The 24,066-nt window shown below is 29.1% G+C and carries 26 protein-coding genes and 1 riboswitch; of the genes, 5 read left to right on the top strand and 21 right to left on the bottom strand.

The genetic code is table 11. The features are described 5' to 3' along the window. Nucleotides 1-15 precede the first annotated feature (15 nt). Entirely contained in the window at nt 16-1,929 is a 1,914-nt protein-coding gene (thrS, locus tag V2W16_RS03130; RefSeq protein WP_329381379.1) for a threonine--tRNA ligase, read from the bottom strand. A 196-nt stretch (nt 1,930-2,125) separates the two neighbouring features. On the opposite strand from thrS, the gene V2W16_RS03135 reads away from it, so the two are divergent. After that, the gene (locus V2W16_RS03135; RefSeq protein WP_329381382.1) at nt 2,126-3,475 is read left to right on the top strand and encodes an MATE family efflux transporter; all 1,350 of its coding nucleotides are present in this window, start codon (nt 2,126-2,128) and stop codon (nt 3,473-3,475) included. A 68-nt stretch (nt 3,476-3,543) separates the two neighbouring features. Here V2W16_RS03135 and V2W16_RS03140 read toward each other — a convergent pair whose 3' ends face one another. Then, nucleotides 3,544-4,167, bottom strand: coding sequence for a 4Fe-4S binding protein (locus V2W16_RS03140; protein ID WP_329381385.1), 624 nt, complete (start codon nt 4,165-4,167; stop codon nt 3,544-3,546). Between the two features lie 3 nt (nt 4,168-4,170). Then, nucleotides 4,171-4,785, bottom strand: coding sequence for an ECF transporter S component (locus tag V2W16_RS03145; RefSeq protein WP_329381388.1), 615 nt, complete (start codon nt 4,783-4,785; stop codon nt 4,171-4,173). Nucleotides 4,786-4,857: 72 nt separating this feature from the next. After that, nucleotides 4,858-4,969, bottom strand: a riboswitch (FMN riboswitch). Between the two features lie 194 nt (nt 4,970-5,163). Here V2W16_RS03145 and V2W16_RS03150 point away from each other — a divergent pair. Then, nucleotides 5,164-5,415, top strand: a complete 252-nt coding sequence (locus V2W16_RS03150) for a kinase to dihydroxyacetone kinase (protein WP_138269627.1) — start codon at nt 5,164-5,166, stop codon at nt 5,413-5,415. Between the two features lie 466 nt (nt 5,416-5,881). Here V2W16_RS03150 and eno read toward each other — a convergent pair whose 3' ends face one another. The 7 genes from eno to V2W16_RS03185 all read right to left on the bottom strand — a co-directional run bounded on the left by eno (nt 5,882) and on the right by V2W16_RS03185 (nt 10,886). After that, nucleotides 5,882-7,189: a phosphopyruvate hydratase gene (gene eno / locus V2W16_RS03155; RefSeq protein WP_425353935.1), complete on the bottom strand. Its 1,308-nt coding sequence runs from the start codon at nt 7,187-7,189 to the stop codon at nt 5,882-5,884. 107 nt (nt 7,190-7,296) lie between these two features. Further along, nucleotides 7,297-8,427: an HpaII family restriction endonuclease gene (locus V2W16_RS03160; RefSeq protein ID WP_329381395.1), complete on the bottom strand. Its 1,131-nt coding sequence runs from the start codon at nt 8,425-8,427 to the stop codon at nt 7,297-7,299. Continuing rightward, the gene (locus tag V2W16_RS03165) at nt 8,424-9,428 is read right to left on the bottom strand and encodes a DNA cytosine methyltransferase (RefSeq protein WP_329381399.1); all 1,005 of its coding nucleotides are present in this window, start codon (nt 9,426-9,428) and stop codon (nt 8,424-8,426) included. The genes V2W16_RS03160 and V2W16_RS03165 overlap by 4 nt, the downstream gene beginning before the upstream one ends. Further along, on the bottom strand, nt 9,415-9,831 hold the full coding sequence (locus V2W16_RS03170; protein ID WP_329381402.1) for a very short patch repair endonuclease: 417 nt from the start codon (nt 9,829-9,831) through the stop codon (nt 9,415-9,417). Before V2W16_RS03170 ends, V2W16_RS03165 begins: the two co-directional genes overlap by 14 nt. A gap of 108 nt (nt 9,832-9,939) precedes the next feature. Further along, on the bottom strand, nt 9,940-10,245 hold the full coding sequence (locus tag V2W16_RS03175) for a helix-turn-helix domain-containing protein (protein ID WP_329381405.1): 306 nt from the start codon (nt 10,243-10,245) through the stop codon (nt 9,940-9,942). Nucleotides 10,246-10,309: 64 nt separating this feature from the next. Next, nucleotides 10,310-10,552: a helix-turn-helix domain-containing protein gene (locus tag V2W16_RS03180; protein ID WP_253230099.1), complete on the bottom strand. Its 243-nt coding sequence runs from the start codon at nt 10,550-10,552 to the stop codon at nt 10,310-10,312. Between the two features lie 19 nt (nt 10,553-10,571). Then, complete coding sequence (locus V2W16_RS03185; protein ID WP_329381409.1) at nt 10,572-10,886, bottom strand: helix-turn-helix domain-containing protein; 315 nt, start codon at nt 10,884-10,886, stop codon at nt 10,572-10,574. A gap of 129 nt (nt 10,887-11,015) precedes the next feature. On the opposite strand from V2W16_RS03185, the gene V2W16_RS03190 reads away from it, so the two are divergent. Further along, entirely contained in the window at nt 11,016-11,486 is a 471-nt protein-coding gene (locus V2W16_RS03190; protein WP_329381411.1) for an SLOG family protein, read from the top strand. A gap of 50 nt (nt 11,487-11,536) precedes the next feature. Here the strand turns inward: V2W16_RS03190 and gpmI are convergent, their stop codons facing one another. The 10 genes from gpmI to V2W16_RS03240 all read right to left on the bottom strand — a co-directional run bounded on the left by gpmI (nt 11,537) and on the right by V2W16_RS03240 (nt 21,575). After that, on the bottom strand, nt 11,537-13,051 hold the full coding sequence (gene gpmI, locus V2W16_RS03195) for a 2,3-bisphosphoglycerate-independent phosphoglycerate mutase (protein WP_329381413.1): 1,515 nt from the start codon (nt 13,049-13,051) through the stop codon (nt 11,537-11,539). Nucleotides 13,052-13,063: 12 nt separating this feature from the next. Next, a complete protein-coding gene (tpiA, locus tag V2W16_RS03200; RefSeq protein WP_329381416.1) occupies nt 13,064-13,819 on the bottom strand; it encodes a triose-phosphate isomerase in 756 nt (251 codons plus the stop codon). Nucleotides 13,820-13,852: 33 nt separating this feature from the next. Beyond that, nucleotides 13,853-15,058 (bottom strand): phosphoglycerate kinase, encoded by a 1,206-nt coding sequence (locus V2W16_RS03205; protein WP_138269586.1) that lies wholly within the window; start codon nt 15,056-15,058, stop codon nt 13,853-13,855. Nucleotides 15,059-15,161: 103 nt separating this feature from the next. Continuing rightward, complete coding sequence (gene gap, locus V2W16_RS03210; RefSeq protein WP_329381421.1) at nt 15,162-16,175, bottom strand: type I glyceraldehyde-3-phosphate dehydrogenase; 1,014 nt, start codon at nt 16,173-16,175, stop codon at nt 15,162-15,164. A 345-nt stretch (nt 16,176-16,520) separates the two neighbouring features. Further along, nucleotides 16,521-16,898 (bottom strand): GNAT family N-acetyltransferase, encoded by a 378-nt coding sequence (locus V2W16_RS03215; RefSeq protein ID WP_425353933.1) that lies wholly within the window; start codon nt 16,896-16,898, stop codon nt 16,521-16,523. Nucleotides 16,899-17,090: 192 nt separating this feature from the next. Beyond that, nucleotides 17,091-18,179, bottom strand: coding sequence for a 3-phosphoserine/phosphohydroxythreonine transaminase (serC, locus tag V2W16_RS03220; protein WP_138269588.1), 1,089 nt, complete (start codon nt 18,177-18,179; stop codon nt 17,091-17,093). A 42-nt stretch (nt 18,180-18,221) separates the two neighbouring features. Then, entirely contained in the window at nt 18,222-19,457 is a 1,236-nt protein-coding gene (locus V2W16_RS03225; protein ID WP_329381426.1) for a DUF1015 domain-containing protein, read from the bottom strand. Between the two features lie 234 nt (nt 19,458-19,691). After that, entirely contained in the window at nt 19,692-20,516 is an 825-nt protein-coding gene (locus tag V2W16_RS03230; RefSeq protein ID WP_329381428.1) for a hypothetical protein, read from the bottom strand. Further along, a complete protein-coding gene (locus tag V2W16_RS03235) occupies nt 20,510-21,208 on the bottom strand; it encodes an ABC transporter ATP-binding protein (protein ID WP_329381431.1) in 699 nt (232 codons plus the stop codon). Before V2W16_RS03235 ends, V2W16_RS03230 begins: the two co-directional genes overlap by 7 nt. Beyond that, nucleotides 21,201-21,575, bottom strand: a complete 375-nt coding sequence (locus V2W16_RS03240; RefSeq protein WP_329381434.1) for a GntR family transcriptional regulator — start codon at nt 21,573-21,575, stop codon at nt 21,201-21,203. The genes V2W16_RS03235 and V2W16_RS03240 overlap by 8 nt, the downstream gene beginning before the upstream one ends. A 197-nt stretch (nt 21,576-21,772) precedes the next feature. On the opposite strand from V2W16_RS03240, the gene V2W16_RS03245 reads away from it, so the two are divergent. Both V2W16_RS03245 and V2W16_RS03250 read left to right on the top strand, forming a co-directional pair. After that, a complete protein-coding gene (locus V2W16_RS03245; protein ID WP_329381439.1) occupies nt 21,773-23,137 on the top strand; it encodes a leucine-rich repeat domain-containing protein in 1,365 nt (454 codons plus the stop codon). A 147-nt stretch (nt 23,138-23,284) separates the two neighbouring features. Then, nucleotides 23,285-23,461: a hypothetical protein gene (locus V2W16_RS03250; protein WP_171020559.1), complete on the top strand. Its 177-nt coding sequence runs from the start codon at nt 23,285-23,287 to the stop codon at nt 23,459-23,461. Nucleotides 23,462-23,498: 37 nt separating this feature from the next. Here V2W16_RS03250 and V2W16_RS03255 read toward each other — a convergent pair whose 3' ends face one another. Further along, complete coding sequence (locus V2W16_RS03255; protein ID WP_138268304.1) at nt 23,499-24,035, bottom strand: cell division protein ZapA; 537 nt, start codon at nt 24,033-24,035, stop codon at nt 23,499-23,501. Nucleotides 24,036-24,066: the final 31 nt, after the last annotated feature.

Raw genomic sequence — 24,066 nt, forward strand, 5'->3', positions numbered from 1 at the left:
CAAAGGGTGTTTTTTTTAAAGTACTTTTGTATTTATTTCATTTAAAGCTTTTTCAATAAATTCATCAACGCTCATTGCTCCTAAATTTTCACCATCTTTTCTTGCACGAACAGAAACAACGTTACCTTCCATATCTCTATCTCCTGCAATTAACATATAAGGAACTTTTTCAAGTTGAGCTTCTCTGATTTTATATCCCATTTTTTCGCTTCTATCATCAATTTCGCATCTAATGCCTTTTTCTTCCAATTTATCTTTAATTCCTTTTACATATTCAAGGTTTCTGTCTGTAATAGGAATTAATTTAACTTGAACAGGAGCTAACCAAAGTGGGAATGCACCTGCAAAGTGTTCTGTTAAGATACCAATAAATCTTTCGATTGAACCGAAGATTACTCTGTGAATCATTACAGGTCTGTGTTTTTCCCCATCATGACCTACATATGTAAGGTCAAATCTTTGAGGCATTTGGAAATCAAGTTGGATTGTACCACATTGCCATGTTCTTCCAAGACAGTCTTCCAAGTGGAAGTCAAGTTTTGGTCCATAGAATGCACCGTCTCCTTCATTTACAACATAATCCATTCCTTTTGCTTCCATAGCTTCTCTTAAAGCTTCTGTTGCCATGTTCCAATCTTCATCAGAACCCATTGAATCATCTGGACGTGTAGATAATTCTACATGATACTTAAATCCAAACATATTGTATACATAATCGATAAAATCAATTACGCCAATAACTTCATCTTTAATTTGTTCAGGTAACATAAAGATATGAGCATCATCTTGAGTAAATGTTCTAACTCTCATAAGTCCGTGAAGTGCACCTGAAAGTTCATGACGATGTACTTGTCCAAGTTCACCTATTCTTAAAGGTAAATCTCTGTATGAATACATTTTTCTTTTATATACAAGCATTGAACCAGGGCAGTTCATTGGTTTTATTGCATAATCGTTTCCGTCAATTTGAGTAAAGTACATATTGTCTTTATAATGATCCCAGTGACCTGATGTATGCCATAAATCTTCATTTAAGATAAGAGGAGTTTTAATTTCTTCATATCCTCTTTTTCTATGTTCTTTTCTCCAGAAGTTTTCAAGTTCATTTCTTATAACCATTCCTTTTGGAAGGAAGAAAGGAAATCCCGGACCTTCTTCACAAATCATGAATAAGTCCATATCTTTACCAATTTTTCTATGATCTCTTTTCTTTGCTTCTTCAAGCATTTCTAAATATTCTTCAAGCATTTTTGCTTTAGGGAAAGAAATACCGTAAATTCTTTGAAGCATCTTTTTGTTGCTGTCCCCTCTCCAGTAAGCACCTGTAATAGATAAAAGTTTAATTGCTTTTACAGGTTTTGTATTAAGTAGATGAGGACCTGCACAAAGGTCTGTAAAGTCTCCTTGTTTATAGAAAGATATAATGCTGTCTTCAGGTAAATCTTCAATTAATTCAACTTTATAATCTTCTTTTTGTTCCTTTTCAAAATCAATAGCTTCTTGTCTTGGTAAAACGTATTTTTCAATTGAAATATTTTCTTTTACGATTTTTTTCATTTCTGCTTCTATTTTTTCAAGATCACTTTCAAGAAGCGGTGTTTCTGTATCGAAATCATAATAGAAACCATTATCTATACTTGGTCCAATTGCAAGTTTTACTTTATCGCCATATATTCTTTTAACTGCTTGAGCTAAGATATGGCTTGTAGTATGCCAAAATGCTTTTTTGCCGTCTAAATCATCAAATTTATAAAATACAATGCTAACGTCTTTATCTAAAGTGGTTCTTATATCCACAATCTCATCATTTACTTTAGCGCATAAAACATCTCTTTTAAGTGCAGGAGAAATACTTTCAGCTACATCTAATACACTTACGCCGTTTTCAAATTCTTTAATGTTTCCATCCGGAAATGTTACTTTTATCATTGTTATTTCCTCCTTTTATCACGGTAAAAAAATACCTTTACCTAACAAAAAAGTATATCAAAATATGTTATCAAAGTCAATTATACAACCATTAAAACAGTGTATTTAAACAATATTTTATTAATACAATAATACATCAAATTGACAAATTTACAATATAGATATATCATTAATAAAAAAACAAAAGGCAAAACATATGCAGCTTGATTTAACAAAAGGAAACATCACAAAAAAAATATTATTATTTGCATTTCCGATGATAATTGGAAATCTTTTGCAACAACTATATAACATAGCAGATACATTAATTGTAGGAAAATTTATCGGAACGAATGCTCTTGCGGCAGTAGGTTCTGCCTATACATTGATGGTTTTTATTGCATCAATTCTTTTGGGTTTATGTATGGGTAGCGGTGCAGTTTTTTCCATAAGATATGGAGAAAAAAATGAAGAAAAATTAAAAGAAAGTTTATTTGTTTCTTTTTCATTAATTCTTTTAATAACAATTATATTAAATATTTTAGTTTTCATTTTTATTGATCAAATACTATATTTTTTAAATATTCCGGAAAATATTTTTATGATAATGAAAAGTTATACTTTTATTATTTTCTTTGGAATAACGGCAACTTTCCTTTACAACTATTATGCTTGTGTACTTAGAGCAGTAGGGAATTCAATCATTCCTCTTGTATTTCTTGGGATATCTGCAATTATTAATATTATACTTGATTTATTCTTTGTAATAACTCTAAATATGGGAGTAGAAGGAGCAGCCATAGCCACAGTATTTTCTCAGTACATCTCAGGTCTTGGAATAACAATATATACACTTTTTAAATTCCCTGATTTTAGATTCAAAAAGAAATATATGAAATGGAATAAAAATATTTTAAATGAAATATTTAAGTTTTCCTTCTTAACTTGTATACAACAATCTATAATGAATTTTGGAATTTTAATGGTACAAGGTTTAGTTAATTCTTTTGGTGCTACAATAATGGCAGCCTTTGCCGCTGCTGTAAAAATAGACTCCTTTGCTTATATGCCGGTTCAAGATTTCGGTAATGCATTTTCAACATTTATAGCTCAAAATTACGGAGCAAAAGAAACTGAGAGAATAAAAAAAGGAATAAAAAGTGCAATTGCTTTATCAAGCATTTTCTGTTTAATTATTTCCTTTATAGTTTTTGTATTTGCAAAACAATTAATGATGATATTTGTAAATGCAAATGAAACAGCAATTATAAATGCAGGAATAGAATACTTAAGAATTGAAGGTGCTTTTTATATAGGAATAGGATGTTTGTTCCTACTTTATGGTATTTACAGAGCAATAGAAAAACCTTTAATGTCCGTTATTTTAACAATTATTTCTCTTGGAAGCAGAGTCTTCCTTGCTTATACTTTATCTTCTATTTCATTTATAGGAGTAAAAGGTATATGGATGAGCGTGCCTATTGGTTGGGCGCTTGCCGATATTACAGGGATTTTATATTATTTAAAAAATAAAAATAAAATTGAAAAGAAACTTTTATCAAAATAAAAAAGACACTTAAGTGTCTTTTTTATTTTAACTATGTAATATTAATTGAATTTAAAAATTCATAAGTCCTAATTATTTTTATCAACAGCATTTACAGGACAAACACTATAACAATTTCCACATTCAAAACAATAGTTATCAATTATTTTATAAGGATTTCCTTTCTTTATCGCTTTAAAGGAACATACCTCAAAACACTTCCCACACCCTATACAATCTCCATTTATATGATAACTTGCTTTTCTAACATTTCCCCCTCCAATTGAAAATGTTTTTCTTAAAATGGGTTGTTGTGACATATCAAGATATTCGCCCTCCATATCGTATACCTTGAATACTTCAAGAGCCATTTTACTTTCTTCACTTGTATAAATTTCATTCATATAAGTATTTTTCTCAAATATTTCATCGAGTTTATCTCTACCTATATTCATTACTTTAGCTTTCATCATAATGGCTTTTGTAGACATTGTATCCATTCCTTTCATTGCAGATATGGAAACTACCTTTTTATCCATAAGTCTATCATAAAAAGGCTTTCCTTTTGCTGTTAAGAAATAAACACTGTCTTCATCATAAAGCATTAAATCTATAATGCTCGTTTCAGGTTCTCCGTTTTTATCTACTGTTGCAAAAACCGTAGAATGAACTTCATCTACCAAAAATGATAAATAATCTTTGGCTTTTTCCATTTTTTACTTTTCTCCTTTTAATATAGGACTTACCCCTTTATAAATAAGCATAGCAAATAATGAAATAATCAGACCTTTAATAATATTTGCAGGAATTGCACTAAATAAAATTACTTCAAATTTAGTCTGAATGAAAGGTATTATTTCTCCAAAAGAAGCAATAACCTGATCAATTGGCATAAATGCACTATACATAGGAAGTAAAACAAAATAATTAAGTAATCCTGCAACTGCTCCCATTACTACACTTGCAATAATACAAGCAATTAAAGCAGTTTTCTTTGTTTTATTTCTTTTGTAAATTAATCCTGCAGTAAAAACAAAAGAAGCACCCATTGCAAAATTTGCAAGTTCCCCTATTCCGGCTGTTTGTGTTGAAAATACTTGAAGTCCGTTTTTAATTAGTTCAATTACAACACCAGCCATAGGTCCAAAAGCAAATGCACCGATTAATGCAGGAAGGTCAGATAAATCCATTCTTGCAAAAGATGGTGATAAAAGCATTGGTACTTCTAAAAAAGCGAGTAAGAATGATACAGCAGCTAACATAGCCGTACATACCATTACCCTTGTACTGATTTTTGAGTTTGTTGTTTGATTTGTTGTTAAGTTTTCCATTATTCTCCTTATTATAGATATGAGGTGAATTTAAAAAATGCCTGTTATACTAAAATAACAGGGCATTAATTATCATATCTTCTTTCATCCGGACTATACCGTCGGTTATGGAATCACACCATATCAGCTTTCGCTCCCAGACTTTACTGGCGGTCAGGAATTACACCTTGCCCTGAAGATAAATTCTTCAATATTCAATTTTCTATAATAATTTATTTATAAGAATAATTGGAGGATTACACCAATAAATAAATTCATTACTAAATAAGTATAACTCTTTTTTAGATTATTGTAAATATAAAATTTATATTATATAATCAAAATATAAAATAGGACTAAACAAATTATAAAAGCCCTTAAATAAAAGGAGGAAAATTTATGATAGAATTCAAATTTGATACACAGCTTCTTATTGCCGGAGAAAATTTAGACGAAGATGAAATCCATGATTATATAACAAATAACTTTAAAGGAGACTGCCTGCTTGCAGTCGGAGATGAAAAATTAATAAAAATACACTTTCATACAAATGAGCCATGGGATGTATTAAAATATTGCAACTCTCTTGGCGACATACACGACATAGTAGTAGAAAATATGCAAAGACAAGCCGATGGTTTAAAAGGATAGAAGAATACGCTAAGCGTATTCTTTTTTCATATTAAGTTCATTTTATTTTTTATTTTTACCACTTATTTTTTAGATACAATATAATCAAATATTCACATTTTAACAAACTTATTTCACACTTACCCTTTATAATAAGTTTCACAAAAGTATTTAAGAAGTTATATTATAGCAATATACCATAACTAATTTTATAATAAAGGACCCTATAACTAATAATGCTCTAAATATAAATACTTTTTTAAATATTTGTTTTTTATTAAATCTCCTCTCAGTGTTTCAAATATACATTTTTATATCTTAAAAGATATAATTGGGAAGAATTAATTAATTTACCAAAACCTAGGTAAAACCATTCTAAAATTCATTTTGGGAAATATATGCAAGTAAAATATTTTGTATCAACCTACAAGAACTATAATATAACCCTATTTAGAGAAGTAAAAAAAAGCAGTTACAACTGCTTTTTTTATTTTAATCTTATATTAGTAAAAACATCTTTACCGATATATCTTGCCTTACCCTTTAACTCTTCTTCAATTCTTAAAAGTCTGTTATATTTAGCAACTCTTTCACTTCTGCAAGGTGCTCCTGTTTTTATTTGTCCTGCATTAAAACCAACAGCCAAATCAGCAATAAAAGTATCTTCCGTTTCACCTGACCTATGAGATACAACCGTTGTATAATTATTTTTTCTTGCTAAATTCATAGTTTCTAAAGTTTCGCTTAATGTTCCTATTTGATTTAATTTTATTAATATAGAGTTTGCAACCCCCATATCAATACCTTTTTTAAGTCTTTCTTTATTGGTTACAAACAAATCATCTCCAACAAGCTGAACGCTGTTATTAAGTCTGTCACTTAAGAATTTCCAGCTTTCAAAATCATCTTCTGATATACCATCTTCAATAGATATGATAGGATATTTACTGGTAAGTTTTTCATAATATGCTATCATCTCGCCGTATTTTCTTTCTTTTATTTCATAAAAATACGAATCAAGCTTTTTATCATAAAGCTCACTGCTTGCCATATCAAGAGCTATATATACATCATCTCCCGGTTTATACCCTGCATTTTCAATAGCTTTCATTATAAGCATAATAGCTTCTTCCGCACTATCTACATCAGGGGCAAATCCTCCTTCATCACCAACAGAAACACTCATCATCTTCTCTATTAAAATGCCTCTTAATTTGTGATAGATTTCACTGCCCATTCTTAAAGCATCTTTAAAAGTATCTGCACTATGAGGAAGTATCATAAATTCTTGAACATCTAAATTATTGTTTGCGTGTTTTCCACCGTTTAAAATATTCATCATAGGAACCGGAAGTAATGTCGCATCATTATTAGATAACTGCCCTATATAACTATATAAAGGAAGTTTTAAAGATTTGCTTACTGCATCGGCACAAGCAAGAGAAACGCCCAAAATTGCATTTGCACCAATATTTCCTTTATTCTTACTACCATCTATTTTACATAATGCAGCGTCAATATCATCTTGATAAGCAGCATTCATTCCTATTAAATGCGCTTTAATATAATGATTTACATTTTCTACCGCTTTTAATACACCATTACCTACATATCTATTTTCATCTTTATCTCTAAGCTCAACAGCCTCAAACTCACCCGTTGAAGCACCTGAAGGAACAGCAGCCCTACCAATAGAACCATCTTCAAGAACTACATCAACTTCAACGGTAGGATTAGACCTTGAATCCAAAATCTCTCTGGCATAAATATCATTTATTTTTGTATTTTCCAAAATATTTACTCCTCCTTTTTGTAAATATTTTTCTCTTTAAAATGAAATTTATACCATAAAATTTATATTATTAGACTCAAGAAATTAAAAAAATAACCACAATTTTGCGGTTATTTTATAAATCTTATTTGGAGATTTAAGTTTATGTAGTATTCATTATTTTTTTTATACACTTCCGCAAAATTATGTCTTTTTGCACTTGCTTTTTCAAATTTTATATTATTTAAAAGGTATTCTTCAAATTCGTTTCTATTGTATAAATGATAACAAAGAACATCTCCATCTTCTTTTACTATAATATATCCACCTGTTGCATCTGCCTTACCCGTCCAAACTTTCCCAGGTAACATACCTAATGCGGATTCAGTTATAAATTTTTTAAATTTATAACTATAAAAAGGATGATTTTCTGACAAATCAAAATTTAATGGATTTTCTTCTATAATTTTATCTAATAATATTTTTATATTACTTACTCCTGTAGAATAATACTCTAGCAGCCTATTTGAAATAATACTCGGCAACATTGTATCAATTAAAATAAGATTATTTTTAAAATTTTTACCAGAAATATCAAAATATTTTAATTGAACATCTTTCGATAAAATATATCTTAATCGTTCTCCAATTGCTATTTCGTTTTTTTCGCCTTTTTTAGTTTTCTTTATATGAAACATAGAGTTTACTTTATTCATATCTTCATCAGTAAAATCACCATTTAATTTATAAATAAAATTAGTATTTTTCCCCGCATTTAAAAGCGTTGACGCTTTCCCTAATCTTGACTTTATACTAAAGCCCAAAGTTGGATTTATTCCTGTATGAAAATCATGTACTTTTATCGTAATATCAGATTTATCTTTAGATGGCGCCTTTAATTTAAAACAATGTATTTTATTTAAAAAATCAGTTATTTCAGGAACTGAAAATGTACCAGTATTATTTTGATTAATTATCGTTTCTAACAAATATTTTGCTTTCTCACCAATATCAGACATATTTAATGTGCATATATATTTTCTGTCACTACTAAAGACTTCTATAATCTTTTTATTTTCATCTACAATAAAAAATAATGTACCATCTTTTTCATCTCTTATAATTTTAATAACTTCATAAAACACATCATCTATTCTGTTCAAATCACAATCGGCACCATATAATCTACCTTTTGACATCAAATACAAAAAAGTGTAAACTTCTGACCATTCCCCTTTATTTCCTTTTAATTCTTCTTTCAATTTAAAACCTCTATTATTTTTTTTGCAATTTCCTCAATAACATTTACGGTAACACTGTTTCCAAGCTGTTTATATAAATGTACATCTGCCAATGGTAACACAAAATCATCTGGAAAGCCTTGAAGTCTTGCCCATTCTCTAGGAGTCATTCTTCTGATAAATTCGTCGTTTACATTACCTTTTATGTGTGTTACTGGAATTTTACTTGTTTGTCTCTCATCAACAATTAAGTTTCTCTCTCTTCCCATTCCTCCACAAACAATTGCTCCGGCAATATCAGTTTTTTCTCTTATTTGATATCCAAAACCATTTCCCTTTGCTTCATGTCTTGCTTTATGCTTTCTTAAAGTTTCTAAATAAACATCACTTAAATAATATTTAACTGATACTTTTTTTTCTTCCATAATATCATAAATTACTTTTGTGTTATCTGTAGGTAACGGAAATTTAAAGTTAATAGGAGAAATATCATTCCTGAAAGCAACAATATAAATCCTTTCTCTATTTTGAGGCACACCAAAGTCCTTACTATTTAATATATCATAAAATACTTTATAACCTAAATCTTCAAATGTTTTTAAAATGACTTTTAATGTTTTCCCACGATCGTGATGTAATAATCCTTTTACATTTTCACAAAAAATAACTTTCGGCTTATGAAATTCACATATTCTAGCAACATCCAAAAATAATGTACCTCTGCACATTCCTTTATAATCATCATTAAATCCCATTCTTTTCCCAGCCATACTAAAGGCTTGACAAGGAAAACCTGCAAGGCAAATGTCAAAAGCAGGTATACTTGATTCATCAATTTTTGTAATATCTCCAGCTATATTAAAATTATCTTTAAAATTTGATTTATAAGTTTTTTGTGCATATTCATCCCATTCTGATACAAAAACAGTTTCTATACTTTCTTTAAATGCTCTTTCAAAGCCTAACCTTATTCCACCTATTCCTGCAAACAAATCTATTGATTTATATTTAATCTCTTCCATTTTTTAACGTCCACTCTATAATATCTGCACATTGCTTTACGTTTTTTGATATTTCTTTACCCCAAAAACGTAAAACTATCCAACCTTCTTTTTCTAGTTTCTCCGTAACATATTTATCTCTTTGTATATTTTTTTCAATTTTAGAAATCCAAAATTTCTGATTATTTTTAAAATCATTTTTTTTGTTTTCCCAATCAAAACCATGCCAGAATTCACTATCACAAAAAACTGCTATTTTTTTACCTTTGAATACTATATCAGGTTTACCCAAAATCGAATTAACATTTTTTTGATACCTTAATCCCCTACCCCATAACTCTTTTCTTAATATTAGTTCTATTTTTGTATCCTTATTCTTTATTTTAGACATATTATCATGTATCTGTTGTTTTGTCTTCTTCATAAAATACCTTAAATTTTTTTAATTTTGCTCATACAAGAATAACACAAAAAAAAATAATGTTCAATATCTTCAAATTTATTCAATAAAAAAAGAGATCTAACTCTTTTTTTAGATTAAACCTTTAATTAATTTTGCAATATTATCTAATTGTTCTTTATTTAATTTCTTCAAATCATCAACTACTTCACCAATTTTTTCTGGATTATCATTTTCTATATCAAAAAATTCACTTGGAGAAATATTTAAAAAATCACAAATAGAAAAGAAAACAGACATAGACGGAAGAGCTTTCCCATTTTCAATATTATTAATATAACCTGGATTTTGACCTAAGGATAAACTCATATATCTTGCTGAAACACCTTTTTCTAACCTTAGCTTTGATAATCTATCTGCAAACTCATTTTTAAACATGTTATCACCATAATTATTCTATTTTGTACTATAAGATTTTATTTAATTAAACATATTATTTTTTCTACTTCAATTCCTGCTCTAAACTATTAAACTCTTTTGTATCAAAAAATTGTGCTAAAGTTATATCAAGTCCATCACATATCATTTTTATTGTAATAATTGTAGGATTTTTACTTCTTCCATACAAAATACTTTTTAATGATGACGGAGGAATTGCACTTATATTTGCCAATTTATTTACTGATATATTTCTTTCATCACATAATTGTAATATTCTAAATTTAACGGCTTCTACTGTATTCATGTAATAATCCTTTATTTTATTATGCTTCATTATTCATTCTTTTACATATATCCAATATTATTTTTAAATCATCTTCATTCATCATGGACAAATATTTATTTATATCATTATATAAAATTGGTTCTTTTATTTTTTCATCAAAAAATACACTTGGTGTTACTCCAAGATAGTCACAAATATATAAAAATTCTGTCATAGAAGGTAATGTTCTACCAGAAGCAATACTTTGAATATATCCTTTACTATGTCCCAAATCAGTACTCATTCTATATTCTGATACATTTTTCTTTATTCTTAATTCTGTTATTCTTTTACTTATAAAATTTTTGTCCATAATTTAACCTCTTTTGTATTATAGACGTTAAAAATATATAATATTACTATTTAAATTATCTATTTTTATTGATTATTACCGTTTAAAACGGTACAATATAAATATATTTTACGAAAGGACGGAAAAGGCATGAAATCAAAAACCTGTTGTTTTAGCGGACATAGAAATATCCCCGCTGATAAAGAAGAAGAAATAAGAATAAAATTAATTGAAGAATTAGAAAAACTTATAAATAAAGGATATCGTTTTTTTGCTGCCGGAGGTGCTTTAGGATTTGATACAATGGCAGCAATAGAAGTTTTAAATTTAAGAAGAAAATACCCTCATATTAAATTAATAATGGTTCTGCCTTGTAAAGACCAATCAAAATACTGGAATAAAGCAGATAAAAATATATATGAATTTATAAAAAAGCAAAGTGATAAAGTTGTATATACATCAGAATATTACAAAGATAAAAGTTGTATTTTGGATAGAAACAGACTTTTAATTGATAATAGCAGTGTATGTATTACCTATAAAACAAAAAACACAGGAGGAACTTCTTATACAATAAATTATGCAAAAGAAAAAAATATTAAATTAATAAATTTAGCTTAAATATATTTTATAAAACAAAAAAAAGAGGCAAAGCCTCTTTTTTAATTCTCTTATTTTTCAACAAAAGATTTACCTGTCATTTCTTCAGGTTGTTCAATATCCATTAAGTCAAGTATTGTTGGAGCAACATCACATAAAGCAGCATCGTCTTTTACTCCTTTAATTAATTTGCTTTCAACTATACATTCAACTTTATTTGTTGTATGAGCTGTGAATGGTTTTCCATCTTCAAACATTAATTCAGCGTTACCATGGTCAGCTGTAATAATAACATTGTAATCATTATTTTCAGCAGCTTCCATAACTTCACCAACACATTTATCAACAGCTTCAACGGCAGCTACAGCCGCATCGAATATACCTGTATGACCAACCATGTCACAATTTGCAAAGTTTACTGCAATAAAATCGTAATCTTTATTGTTAATTAAATCAACAAGTTTATCTTTTACTTCGTATGCACTCATTTCAGGTTTTAAGTCATATGTTGCAACTTTTGGAGAAGAAACTAAAACTCTGTCTTCACCTTTATATTCTGTTTCAACACCACCGTTAAAGAAATATGTTACATGAGCATATTTTTCTGTTTCGGCAATTCTAAGTTGAGTGTATCCGTTATTACTTAAGTATTCACCTAAAGTATTTGTAATAACTTGTGGTTTAAATGCGATTAATACGTTTTTAAAGCTTGCATCATAATTTGTGAATGTAACAAAAGTTAAATTCAAATCTTCTTCTCTATCAAAGCCGTCAAAATCATCTTCAACTAAAGCTCTTGTGATTTGTCTTGCTCTGTCAGGTCTGAAGTTAAAGAATATTACGCTGTCATTCTTAGAAATTTTTGCATCTTCACAAACGATTGTAGGAAGAACAAATTCATCAGTAACATCATTATCATATGAATGTTGCATAGCTTCAGTAGCGCTATTAGCTTTTTCACCGATACCATATACTAAAGCATCATATGCTTTTTTTGTTCTTTCCCATCTTGTATCTCTATCCATTGCATAGTATCTTCCTGATACTACACCAATTTTACCTACACCGATTTCTTTGATTTTTTCTTCAAGTTCTTCAATGTAGCCTTTACCACTTTTTGGAGGAGTATCTCTTCCGTCCATATAGCAATGAACATAAACTTTTTCTAAACCTTGTCTTTTAGCAAGTTCAAGTAAAGCATATAAATGTTCATTAGAAGAGTGAACACCACCGTCAGATACAAGACCCATTAAATGAAGAGCTGAGCCGTTATCTTTAACATTTTGAACAGCTTTTAAAAATTCTTCATTTTCAAAGAAATCACCGTCTTTTATAGACTTTGTAATTCTTGTTAGTTCTTGATATACGATTCTTCCTGCACCTAAGTTTAAATGACCAACTTCACTGTTACCCATTTGCCCGTCAGGAAGACCAACACTTTCTCCACTACAATTTAATAATAAATGAGGATTGTTTTCCCATAATTTATCTAAATTTGGAGTGTTGGCACTATAAACGGCATTTCCTTCATGTTTTGTTGAAAATCCAAATCCGTCTAAAATCATTAATAATACTTTATTACTCATTAATTCCACCTATTATAGTTCTTTGTAGTTTACAAGTGTAACAAAATCAGCTTTTAAGCTTGCTCCACCAACTAAAGCACCGTCGATGTCGCTCATAGACATTAAAGCTTTTACGTTACCTGCGTTAACACTACCACCGTAAAGAATTCTCATTGCTTCTGCAACTTCTTCACCAAGTAATTCTTTAACAAGGCTTCTAATGTAACCGCAAGCTTCGTTAGCTTGTTCATCAGTAGCTGTTTTACCTGTACCGATAGCCCAAACTGGTTCATAAGCAAGAATAATTTTCTTAGCATCTTCAGCTGAGATACCTTCAAGTAATTTTGTTGTTTGTTCTTTTAATACATCAAAAGCTTTTCCGCTTTCTCTTTCTTCTAGTGTTTCACCAACACATGGAATTGGAATTAAGCCTTTTGCTAAAGCTTTCTTTGTTTTTTTGTTTACGCCTTCATCAGTTTCGTTGAAGTATTGTCTTCTTTCACTGTGACCGATGATTACATATTTACAACCAGCTTCAATAATCATATCAGCTGTTACTTCACCTGTGTAAGCACCACTATCTTCAAAATAAATATTTTGAGCACCGATACCAACATTAGTACCTTTTGTAGCTTCAACAGCAGCAGGAATTGTCATATAAGTTGGGCAAATTACAACTTCAGGATCTGCTACATTGATTTTATCTAAAAATTCATTAAAAAATTCTTTTGCTTCGGCAGCTGTTTTGTTCATTTTCCAGTTTCCGGCAATTACTGTTTTTCTTGACATTTTATATATTTCTCCTTTAATTACTAAAATTGTTTATTTGTCGTTTGCTGCAACAACACCAGGAAGGTCTTTACCTTCTAAGAATTCAAGGCTGGCACCGCCACCTGTTGAGATATGAGTCATTTTGTCACCAAAACCAAGTTGGTTAACAGCAGCAGCAGAGTCACCACCACCGATAATTGTTGTAGCGTCTGTATCAGCAAGAGCTTTAGCTACAGCCATTGTACCTTTTGCAAGAATTGGGTTTTCAAATACACCCATAGGTCCGTTCCAAACAACTGTTTTTGCAGATTTAACTTCATTTGCAAATAATTCAGCTGTTTTTGTTCCGATATCAAGTCCCATCATGTCAGCAGGGATTTTATTAGAATCAACTACTGTGATTTCAATTTCAGCATCGATTGGATCTGGGAAATCTTTTGTGATTGTTGTATCGATAGGAAGTAATAATTTTTTGCCAAGTTCTTCAGCTTTAGCCATCATTTCTTTACAGTAATCAATTTTAGAATCATCAACTAATGATGTACCAACTTCATATCCTTTAGCTTTAAGGAATGTATAAGCCATACCACCACCGATGATTAATGTATCACATTTTTCAAGTAAGTTGTTGATTACGTTTAATTTATCAGCAACTTTAGCACCACCTAAAATTGAAACAAATGGTCTTTCAGGATTGTTTACAGCATTACCTAAGAAGTCGATTTCTTTTTGCATTAAGTAACCAACTACAGCTGTGTCAACATATTCTGTTACACCAACGTTTGAGCAGTGAGCTCTATGAGCTGTACCGAAAGCATCGTTAACAAAAATATCACAAAGTGAAGCTAAGTCTTTGCTTAATGCTTCGCCGTTTTTTGTTTCTTCAGCTCTGTAACGTGTATTTTGAAGTAAAACAACATCTCCGTCGTTCATTTCAGCAACTGCTTTTTTAGCGTTTTCTCCTACTACATTGTCATCAGCTGCAAAAACAACTTCTTTACCTAATTTTTCAGATAATCTTTTTGCAACAGGTGCTAAAGATAATTCTGGTTTTGGTTCTCCTTTTGGTTTTCCTAAGTGAGAACATAAAATAACTTTACCACCGTCGTTCATTACTTTTTTAATTGTTGGAAGAGCAGCATTAATTCTGTTTTCGTCTGTGATTTCACCATCTTTTAAAGGTACGTTAAAGTCACATCTGATTAATACTCTTTTTCCTTTTACATTTATATCATCTACTGATTTTTTATTTAGCATCTAAGAGTGCTCCTTTCAATTTTTTGTAAATAAAAAGGTCCGGGCCAGTAATGATCCCGGACCCATTTTGGATCTTTGTAAGTTTTACTTTGTTTAGAATTAATTAAGCTAATTCTGAGAAGTATTTGATTGTTCTTACCATTTGGCTTGTGTAAGAGTTTTCGTTATCATACCAAGATACAACTTGAACTTGTGTATCACCGTTTTCCATTGGTGAAACCATTGTTTGTGTAGCATCGAATAAAGAACCATATCTCATACCTACGATATCGCTAGATACTAATTCTTCTTCTGTGTATCCGTAAGATTCTGTTTGAGCTGCTTTCATAGCTTCGTTGATTTGTTCAACTGTTACATTACCTTTAACAACAGCTACTAAGATTGTTGTAGAACCTGTAGGAGTTGGAACTCTTTGAGCAGAACCGATTAATTTACCGTTAAGTTCTGGAATAACTAAACCGATAGCTTTTGCAGCACCTGTTGAGTTAGGAACGATGTTAACTGCAGCTGCTCTAGATCTTCTTAAGTCACCTTTTCTTTGTGGTCCGTCAAGAGTCATTTGGTCACCTGTGTAAGCATGAATTGTGCTCATGATACCAGATTGGATTGGAGCTAAATCGTTTAATGCTTTAGCCATTGGAGCTAAACAGTTTGTTGTACAAGAAGCTGCAGAAATAACTGTATCTTCTGGTTTTAATGTTTCATGGTTTACATTGTAAACGATTGTTGGAAGGTCGTTTCCTGCAGGAGCAGAGATAACAACTTTTCTAGCACCAGCTTCGATGTGAGCTTCTGCTTTTGCTTTTGATGTATAGAAACCTGTACATTCAAGTACTACGTCTACACCGATTTCTCCCCAAGGAAGGTTTTTAGCGTCAGCTTCTGCATAAATTTTGATTTCTTTTCCATCGATAATGATAGAATCATCAGTTACAGATACTTTGTCTGCTAATTCATATCTACCTTGAGATGAGTCATATTTTAATAAATGTGCTAACATCTTTGGAGAAGTTAAGTCGTTGATTGCAACAACTTCATAACCTTCAGCGCCAAACATTTGTCTGAATGCTAACCTCCCAATTCTACCAAATCCGTTAATAGCTACTTTTACTGCCATAATAAAATTCCTCCTAAATATTATAATTATTTATTATTTTTTCTTGAAGTTCCAAACAGAACTTCTAAATAGTAGCAAGTTTAAATTAGCCCCAATATTCGAGCATAAATTGAACTTTAAGAGTATTATATATAAAAAAATTACTAAAATCAATAATTTATATGAAAAATGAATCAACTTTTTTTTAAAATTTAAACAGTTTTGTTTATTTTTAGTTTTAGTATTAGTGTTATGCTATTTTCAAATTTTTTCAATAAAATTTTTTTATTTGACTACTTACTTTTATTTATGAAAATCTTATTTTTAATAATATTTACATAGGTATTTTAATGTATACATCATATTTTATTTTTCAATTATAAAAGATTGTAAACTTTTTTTACATCCATTTTTCTCATAAAAATTTTGGGTTCCAGGTTTTGAACCGAAATATAACATTGTAGGTGTATGTTCTTTTGCAAGTTCTAAAAGTTTACTTCCTATCCCCTTCTTTTGATACTCTGGAAGTACAAGAAGCTCAGTTATTGTTCCAAAAAAGTATCCGTCTGTTAATATTCTTATGCATCCAATAAGTTTTTCTTCGTCATAAGCAGTTATATTCATGGTTTTTGTTAAAGCATTTTTTGTTTTTAAAACATCATACTCACCTTTCCAAATTTGATTTACAAAGAAAATAAAATCTTTTACATTAATATCTTTATCATCTATTTTATAATTCATCATTTTTCATATCCTATCTAAGTATTCATGATATTATTAAATATTTATTTTAAATATATTTAATATATTAATAAAAACAATAATATTATTTTATACTTTATACATATATAATAAAATTATTACATAAATTATAATTTATTATTTAAAAAATTTAATATATAAAATAAAAAAGCGTCGGTAATCCGACGCTTTATATTAAGCATTTTCTTCTTCAAATTTTTTCATAAATTCAACTAATTTTTCAACACCTTCAATAGGCATAGCATTGTAAATTGAAGCTCTCATTCCGCCTACAGTTCTATGTCCTTTTAAGTTTACAAAGCCTGCTTTTGTAGCTTCTTCAACAAATTTTGCATCTAAGTCTTTGTCTCCAGTTACGAAAGGTACATTCATTAAAGAACGGTCTTCTTTTACAACTGTGCCTTTAAACATTTTGCTTTCATCAAGATAGTCATATAAGATTTTTGCTTTCTTTTCATTTAGTTCTTTCATTTTAGCAAGACCACCTTGTTTTTTAAGCCACTTAAATACTTTACCGCAAATGTAAATACCATATGCAGGTGGTGTATTAAATAGAGAATCATTGTCAGAATGAGTTTTATATCTTAACATTGTCGGAACTTTTTCATCAATTTCATCGTCTGATGGAATTAAATCTTCTCTGATAATTACTATTACTACACCTGCAGGACCTACATTTTTTTGTACCCCACCATAAATGATACCATATTTTTCAACATCAACAGGTTCTGATAAGAAACAAGAAGATACGTCAGCAACCAATGTTTTTCCTTTTGTATTAGGTAATGTATGATATTTTGTACCGTAAATTGTATTATTTTCACAAATATATACATAATCTGCATCTTCATCAATATCTAAATCAGAGCAGTCAGGAATATAAGAATAAGTCTTATCTTCACTTGAAGCAACTGCTTTTGCATTTGTATATTTTTTAGCTTCGTTATAAGCTTTTTTTGCCCATTGTCCTGTTATTATGTAATCAGCAACACCATTTTTTGTAAGGTTCATAGGAATCATTGCAAATTGTTGGCTTGCACCGCCTTGTAAGAATAAAACCTTATAATTATCCGGAATATTCATTAATTCTCTCAAATCTTTTTCAGCTGTTTTAATAATGTCATCAAACCATTTTGAACGATGGCTCATTTCCATTACAGACATTCCGCTTCCATTGTAATCAAGCATTTCTGCCGCAGCTTCTTTTAATACTTCTTCAGGTAAAACAGCAGGACCTGCTGAAAAATTATATACTCTTCCCATTTTATAAAATCTCCTTTATCATTACTATATTATTATATTTGTTTAAATTTCATGAATAAATAATCCGCTTCTAAGTTTTGGTTCAAACCAAGTTGATTTTGGTGGCATGACCATGTTTGCATCTGCAACAGAGAATAAATCATCCATTGTTACAGGATACACTGCAAAAGCAACACCGTTAAAGCTATCTGCTCTTTGTTCAAGTTCTTTTAATCCTCTTATTCCACCAACAAATTCTATGTTGTCACTTGTTCTTGGATCTTCTATATTAAGTACAGGTGCAAGAAGATTTTCTTGTAAAATATCTGCATCTAAACTTTTTACAGGATTTTCTTTGTCATAAGTTCCTTCTTTAGCTCTTAGAAGATACCACTTCTTATCAAGATACATTGAAAAATCATGTTTCTTTTCTGGTTTTATTATATTTTCATCATTTGATACAATATCGAATTTTTCACTTACTTTATCTAAAAACTCTTCTTTAGAATAACCAGCTAAGTTTTTTACAACTCTGTTATAATCCATTATTTCAAGTTCATCACTATCAAATATTACAGCTAAGATATAGTTGTATTCTCTGTCAACACTATCTCCTGCTTCTTCTCTTTTTCTTTTTCCTACTTCATATGAAGAAGCTGTTCTGTGATGACCATCGGCTATATATAAATAATCAATTTTATTATAAAATTCTCTTACTTTTTCAACATCTTCATCTTTATCAACAACCCATAAAATATGACTTATTCCGTCTTCTGCTACAAAATCATATACAGGTTTATTGTTTTTTGTATATTCGGATATAAAATTATGTAAATCTTCGTTATGTCTGTGAGCGAAGAAAACAGGTTCAGTATGAGCCGAACAAGCCAAAAAGTTATTTATTCTATCAACTTCTTTTTCCGGTCTTGTAAACTCATGTTTCTTTATTATTCCCTTTTCATATTCGAAAGTGGAACAACATCCACAAATCCCCGTTTGAACTCTTCCGTTCATTATTTCTCTGTAGATGTAATAAATTTCTTTTTCCTCCCTGATTAAATAACCCTCATTCAAAAATTTATCATAATTTTCTTTTGCTTTTTCATAAACTTTTTCATCGTGTATATCTACACTGTCAGGTAAATCAATATCGGAGCGTACAATATGCAAGAAGGATTTTTCATCTTTACCCATTTCTCTTGCTTCATCTCTGTTCATTACGTCATAAGGTAGACAGGATACTTCTTTTGCATATTTTGCATTGGGTCTAACACCCTTAAATGGTTTTACTATTGCCATATTTTACTCCTCCTAAAATATTATTAAATTAAATAATATCATTACTTATATATAACTTCAAGAATTTTTAGAAAATTTTTCATAAAATTAATGAAAATATTGAGTTGTTACAACAAAACATAAAAAATCCATAAAATTTTATACAAACTAATAAAACATTATTTAATAAAATATAAAAAGAAGGGGTATTCCCCCTTCTAAAAATATATAATCTATCTGAATAAATATTTATTTTTATTCTAAATTTAATTTTCTTTCAAAGAAAAATTTAACAATAAAGAAATATATAATATTTAAAATTAACAAGAAAGCAATTAATCCTACAAATACCAAATGAGCCATAGCTATTGGAGATAATGTATTATTTAAAAAGTTATACAATGGACTTACAAATATTACTCCTAAAATAATTGTTAGAATTGTAGTTAATACAGATATTGCAATGTAAGACACAAACGATAATAAAATTTTATTTTTATTAAAACTGAAACCAACAGCCATAGCAGAATAAACAGCCAAGATTTTATTTGAACATCCTAAAATAATAATAAGCAATAAATAAAACATTATTAACAATACTTTTGCTATATCACCTCCGTAAATCGTAAAGGCTCGTTTTATATTAATTACATCATTTATATCCAAACTTGCAAAATCAAAAATACTTGAAAACATGACTAAACAAAGTACCGAAATAATTATTGCTACTCCCGTTAAAATTACCCATAAAGTACCAACAATGACTTTGCTTAAAATCTCTTTTCCAATATTGATTGGAAGAGTATGAGTAAGATAACCTTCATTAGATAAATCTGCCTTATAAAATCTAATTATACTTAAAACTGCTGCCAAGATTAATATCGCCATAATTCCCAACATATATACTGAACCGCCTATTGCCGAAAAAACATTATATACAAAACTATCTTCCAATATATTATTTGAAGATATTCCAACCAAAACACCATTAAAAACAGATACGCATATTAAAGCAAGTATTGCAGGAATCATTATCCTTTTTGTCGCTTTAATTTCATATTTAATCAATTTCCCTAACATCTAAATTCCTCCCTAAATAATTTATCAATAGACATGCCTTTTTCTTCTCTTATTTCATCAGCATCACCGTTTAATACAACACTTCCGTTTTTAAGAAATATCACTTGATCCAAAACTTTTTCAATATCAGAAATTAAATGAGTAGATATAATCACAGTTGAATCGTCAGAATAATTATTTATTATGGTTTTAAGAATATAATCTCTGCTTGCAGGATCAACACCCCCTATAGGTTCATCCAAAAGATATAATTTTGCCTTTCTGCTCATTACTAAAATAAGCTGAACTTTTTCTTTTGTTCCTTTAGACATATTCTTAAGTTTATCATTTGGAGAAATATTTAAGCTTTCTAACATTTGATATGCCTTTTTACTATCAAAATCTTCATAAAAATCACTAAAGAAATTGATAAGTTCTTTTGCATCCATCCACTCATTCAAATAACTTTTATCAGGTAAATATGAAACTATTTTTTTTGTTTCTATTCCCGGAGCTAAACCGTCAATATAAAGTTCTCCGCCAGATGGAACAAGAAGTTTATTCAAAAGTTTAATAAGAGTTGTTTTACCGCTTCCGTTAGGTCCTAACAATCCAACGATTTTTCCACTTTCAATGTTTAAATTTACATTATTAAGAGCAAACTTTCCGTCAAATTCTTTAAACAAGTTTTTTATTTCAATTAAGTTATTCATTTTCTTCCCCCTTCATTGATTCTTCCATAATTAAAGTTATTTCTTTTTCATCAAATCCAATTTCTTTCATCTTAATTAAAAAATCATCAACATATTCTTTAGCCAGCAATACTTTCCTCCTTTGAATAATCTCTTCGTCTTCCGTTACAAATCTTCCGCTTGTTCTTGAAGAAAAAACTATATTATTTTTTTCAAGTTCACTAAAGGCCTTTTGCATTGTATTTGGATTAACATCAGCAACAGAGGCAAATTCACGAACCGAAGGAAGCTTATCCCCTGCTTTATATTTTCCTTTTAATATATCTCTTTCAATAAATGAGGCTATTTGTAAATATATTGGTCTATCATTTTCAAATTCCCATCCCATATTAATCCTGCCTTTCTTTTAATTTGTATTATTGTATTAATTAACTAATACAATAATACAATCATAACTTGCATTTGTCAATATAACTTTAAAATTTTAATTGTTTTTTAATTTAAAACACAAATATATAATTTTAAAAGTTTAAAAATGAATGTATTTATGATAGAATAATTAGCAATGGAAAAGAGGTTTAAATTATGAGAAATAAAAAAACATTAATACTTATTCTATTATTAACATTTTTTATAATACCAACATTTAATTATATAAATGCAGATATAGAAACAGAAACGGAAATAACTCAAAATCTTGCTAACACAATTCAAGGTAATCAAAATGGCTTTACTTATATGATAAAAGATTCAAAAGCTTATATTATTTCTTATACTACAAAGGAAGAAGAAATAAAAAATCTTACAATACCTGAAAAAATTAATAACTATCCTGTTATAGAAATCAGAGATAATGCATTTAAAAATACTTCAATAATCAATCTTACAATTCCAAGCAGCGTAGAAACTATAGGTGATTATGCTTTCTATAATTGTAATAAATTGGAATCTGTAACAATAAACGGATGCAAGAATATAAATGAATATGCCTTTGCAAACTGTATAAGTTTAAAAGATATTACTTTAGAAGAAGGAATTGAAAATATTGCAGAAAATGCATTTTTAAATTGTGGAATGAAAGAAATTTCTATTCCGGCATCTGTAAAAAAAATAGGTTCAAATGCATTTACTAACTGTGTCAATTTACAAAGTTTCGCAGTAACACAAGGTAATAAAAAATTCATATCTGAAAATGGTGTATTATATTCAAATGATATGAAAAATTTAATAGCTTATCCTATAAGTAAAGAAGATGAAAGTTATACTGTAAATGACAAAACAACAGCAATAAAAGAAAGTGCATTTTATTCTAATAAGTATTTAAAAAACATCACACTTCCAAATAAACTTAAATCAATAGGTAAATATGCATTTTACAACACTAGAAGCCTAACAAACATAGAAATACCGGAAAATGTAGAAGAAATAAAAGAAGAAACATTTTTAGGAAGTGTAAGTTTAACAACTGTAACATTTAAAGATGGGGTTATAACTATAGGCAGCAACGCTTTTAGAGAATGCGAAAATCTTACAACGGTTAAATTCCCTAACACACTTCAAAAATTAGAAGGCGGTGCATTTAAAAATTGTACAAAACTAAATAACATTTCTTTCCCTGATTCTCTTCATACAATAGGCAAAGAAGTATTCAGAGGATGTTCAAGTTTAACAAAAGTAAGTCTTCCAATTTACGTAAACTATTTAAGAGATTATGTATTTGCTGATTGCACTAATTTACAAGAAGTAACTTTAAATGAAGGAGTAACAAACATTAATCAAAAAGCTTTCAGCAACTGCCCAAAACTTACCAAAATAGAAGCAACATATAGTCTTACAACAATAGATTCTACGGCATTTGATGGAAGTAAAAACATAAAAATATATGCACCTTATGGTTCTTATGCGTTAACATTTGCAGAAGAAAATAAAATAAATAATGAATCAATATAGAAAAAGAAGAGATAAAACTCTTCTTTTTTTGTAACGATTTTGTAATGAAGTTTGTTAAAAATAATAATTATGTTTATTTACTTATCTATGTAATTATGTTATAGTATTCTATAATAAAACAAGCTGGAATTACAGGAGGGAAAAGAGTTGAAGTATATTGTTGAGCGAGATTTATTCATGAGTAAATTGCAAAATTATCTTAATGAAAAAGCTGAAGAAGGTTATACCCTTGTTGATGTATTTGTATCTGAGGAAGATATAAAAGACGGAAGAGAAAACAAATACCAAAGAGCCAGTAAAGTTACAGTTATAATGAGCAAATAAAAAAGATGCAAAACTGCATCTTTTTATTTTTTATATTCTAGCTTGAGTAATCCAAAATATTCTTTCTTGCTTTAACAAGCTCTATTTGATTTTCTAAAAGTTTATTTTGAAGTTCACTTATAGATCTTCTGTTAAGTTCTATCTCACTTCTCATTGAAGTAAATTTTTCCTTGTACTCTTCAAGCAGATCTTTTAACTCTTCGTTTTCTATTTCCATTTTTTCATATTTATATTGCATAGAAAGTCTTTTTGCTTCATTAGCTTCTGCTTCTTCCAGTGCAGACATTAATTTTTCTTTATAATCAGTCAGAATTTCATATTCCTCTTTATCTTTTCTAAGATCTTCAACTTCATCTTTAAGTTCGAAAAGTTCTTCACATAAATTTAAAGAAGACAAGACTGCAGCGGTATAAGGATTCATATAAGGATTATTTTTCTTAACTTGTCTGATTAATTCGTCAACAAAACCGGCAACTTTTTTTAATTGTTCTTCGTCATTATCTGTAATGATTGTATAATTTGACCCTAAAATATTAACGACCACTCTGTTTTTTGCTGTACTCTTTTCTTCCATATGTATCACCCATTCTTTTATAAAATATAAA

The sequence above is a fragment of the Anaerofustis butyriciformans genome (assembly GCF_036289385.1).
In the GTDB taxonomy this organism is placed as follows: domain Bacteria; phylum Bacillota; class Clostridia; order Eubacteriales; family Anaerofustaceae; genus Anaerofustis; species Anaerofustis butyriciformans.

Bases quoted from the DNA above. Each gene is read 5' to 3' on its own strand.
- V2W16_RS03240 (WP_329381434.1), bottom strand. From the start codon at position 21,575: ATGGGATGGGAATTTGAAAATGATAGACCAATATATTTACAAATAGCC.
- V2W16_RS03185 (WP_329381409.1), bottom strand. From the start codon at position 10,886: ATGGACAAAAATTTTATAAGTAAAAGAATAACAGAATTAAGAATAAAG.
- V2W16_RS03180 (WP_253230099.1), bottom strand. From the start codon at position 10,552: ATGAATACAGTAGAAGCCGTTAAATTTAGAATATTACAATTATGTGAT.
- tpiA (WP_329381416.1), bottom strand. From the start codon at position 13,819: ATGTCAAGAAAAACAGTAATTGCCGGAAACTGGAAAATGAACAAAACA.
- V2W16_RS03245 (WP_329381439.1), top strand. From the start codon at position 21,773: ATGAGAAATAAAAAAACATTAATACTTATTCTATTATTAACATTTTTT.
- V2W16_RS03135 (WP_329381382.1), top strand. From the start codon at position 2,126: ATGCAGCTTGATTTAACAAAAGGAAACATCACAAAAAAAATATTATTA.
- V2W16_RS03145 (WP_329381388.1), bottom strand. From the start codon at position 4,785: ATGGAAAACTTAACAACAAATCAAACAACAAACTCAAAAATCAGTACA.
- thrS (WP_329381379.1), bottom strand. From the start codon at position 1,929: ATGATAAAAGTAACATTTCCGGATGGAAACATTAAAGAATTTGAAAAC.
- V2W16_RS03165 (WP_329381399.1), bottom strand. From the start codon at position 9,428: ATGGAAGAGATTAAATATAAATCAATAGATTTGTTTGCAGGAATAGGT.
- V2W16_RS03215 (WP_425353933.1), bottom strand. From the start codon at position 16,898: ATGATGAATTATAAAATAGATGATAAAGATATTAATGTAAAAGATTTT.
- V2W16_RS03255 (WP_138268304.1), bottom strand. From the start codon at position 24,035: ATGGAAGAAAAGAGTACAGCAAAAAACAGAGTGGTCGTTAATATTTTA.
- V2W16_RS03205 (WP_138269586.1), bottom strand. From the start codon at position 15,058: ATGCTAAATAAAAAATCAGTAGATGATATAAATGTAAAAGGAAAAAGA.
- V2W16_RS03170 (WP_329381402.1), bottom strand. From the start codon at position 9,831: ATGAAGAAGACAAAACAACAGATACATGATAATATGTCTAAAATAAAG.
- gap (WP_329381421.1), bottom strand. From the start codon at position 16,175: ATGGCAGTAAAAGTAGCTATTAACGGATTTGGTAGAATTGGGAGGTTA.
- V2W16_RS03225 (WP_329381426.1), bottom strand. From the start codon at position 19,457: ATGGCAATAGTAAAACCATTTAAGGGTGTTAGACCCAATGCAAAATAT.
- V2W16_RS03235 (WP_329381431.1), bottom strand. From the start codon at position 21,208: ATGAATAACTTAATTGAAATAAAAAACTTGTTTAAAGAATTTGACGGA.
- gpmI (WP_329381413.1), bottom strand. From the start codon at position 13,051: ATGAGTAATAAAGTATTATTAATGATTTTAGACGGATTTGGATTTTCA.
- serC (WP_138269588.1), bottom strand. From the start codon at position 18,179: ATGGGAAGAGTATATAATTTTTCAGCAGGTCCTGCTGTTTTACCTGAA.
- V2W16_RS03230 (WP_329381428.1), bottom strand. From the start codon at position 20,516: ATGTTAGGGAAATTGATTAAATATGAAATTAAAGCGACAAAAAGGATA.
- V2W16_RS03175 (WP_329381405.1), bottom strand. From the start codon at position 10,245: ATGTTTAAAAATGAGTTTGCAGATAGATTATCAAAGCTAAGGTTAGAA.
- V2W16_RS03150 (WP_138269627.1), top strand. From the start codon at position 5,164: ATGATAGAATTCAAATTTGATACACAGCTTCTTATTGCCGGAGAAAAT.
- V2W16_RS03140 (WP_329381385.1), bottom strand. From the start codon at position 4,167: ATGGAAAAAGCCAAAGATTATTTATCATTTTTGGTAGATGAAGTTCAT.
- V2W16_RS03190 (WP_329381411.1), top strand. From the start codon at position 11,016: ATGAAATCAAAAACCTGTTGTTTTAGCGGACATAGAAATATCCCCGCT.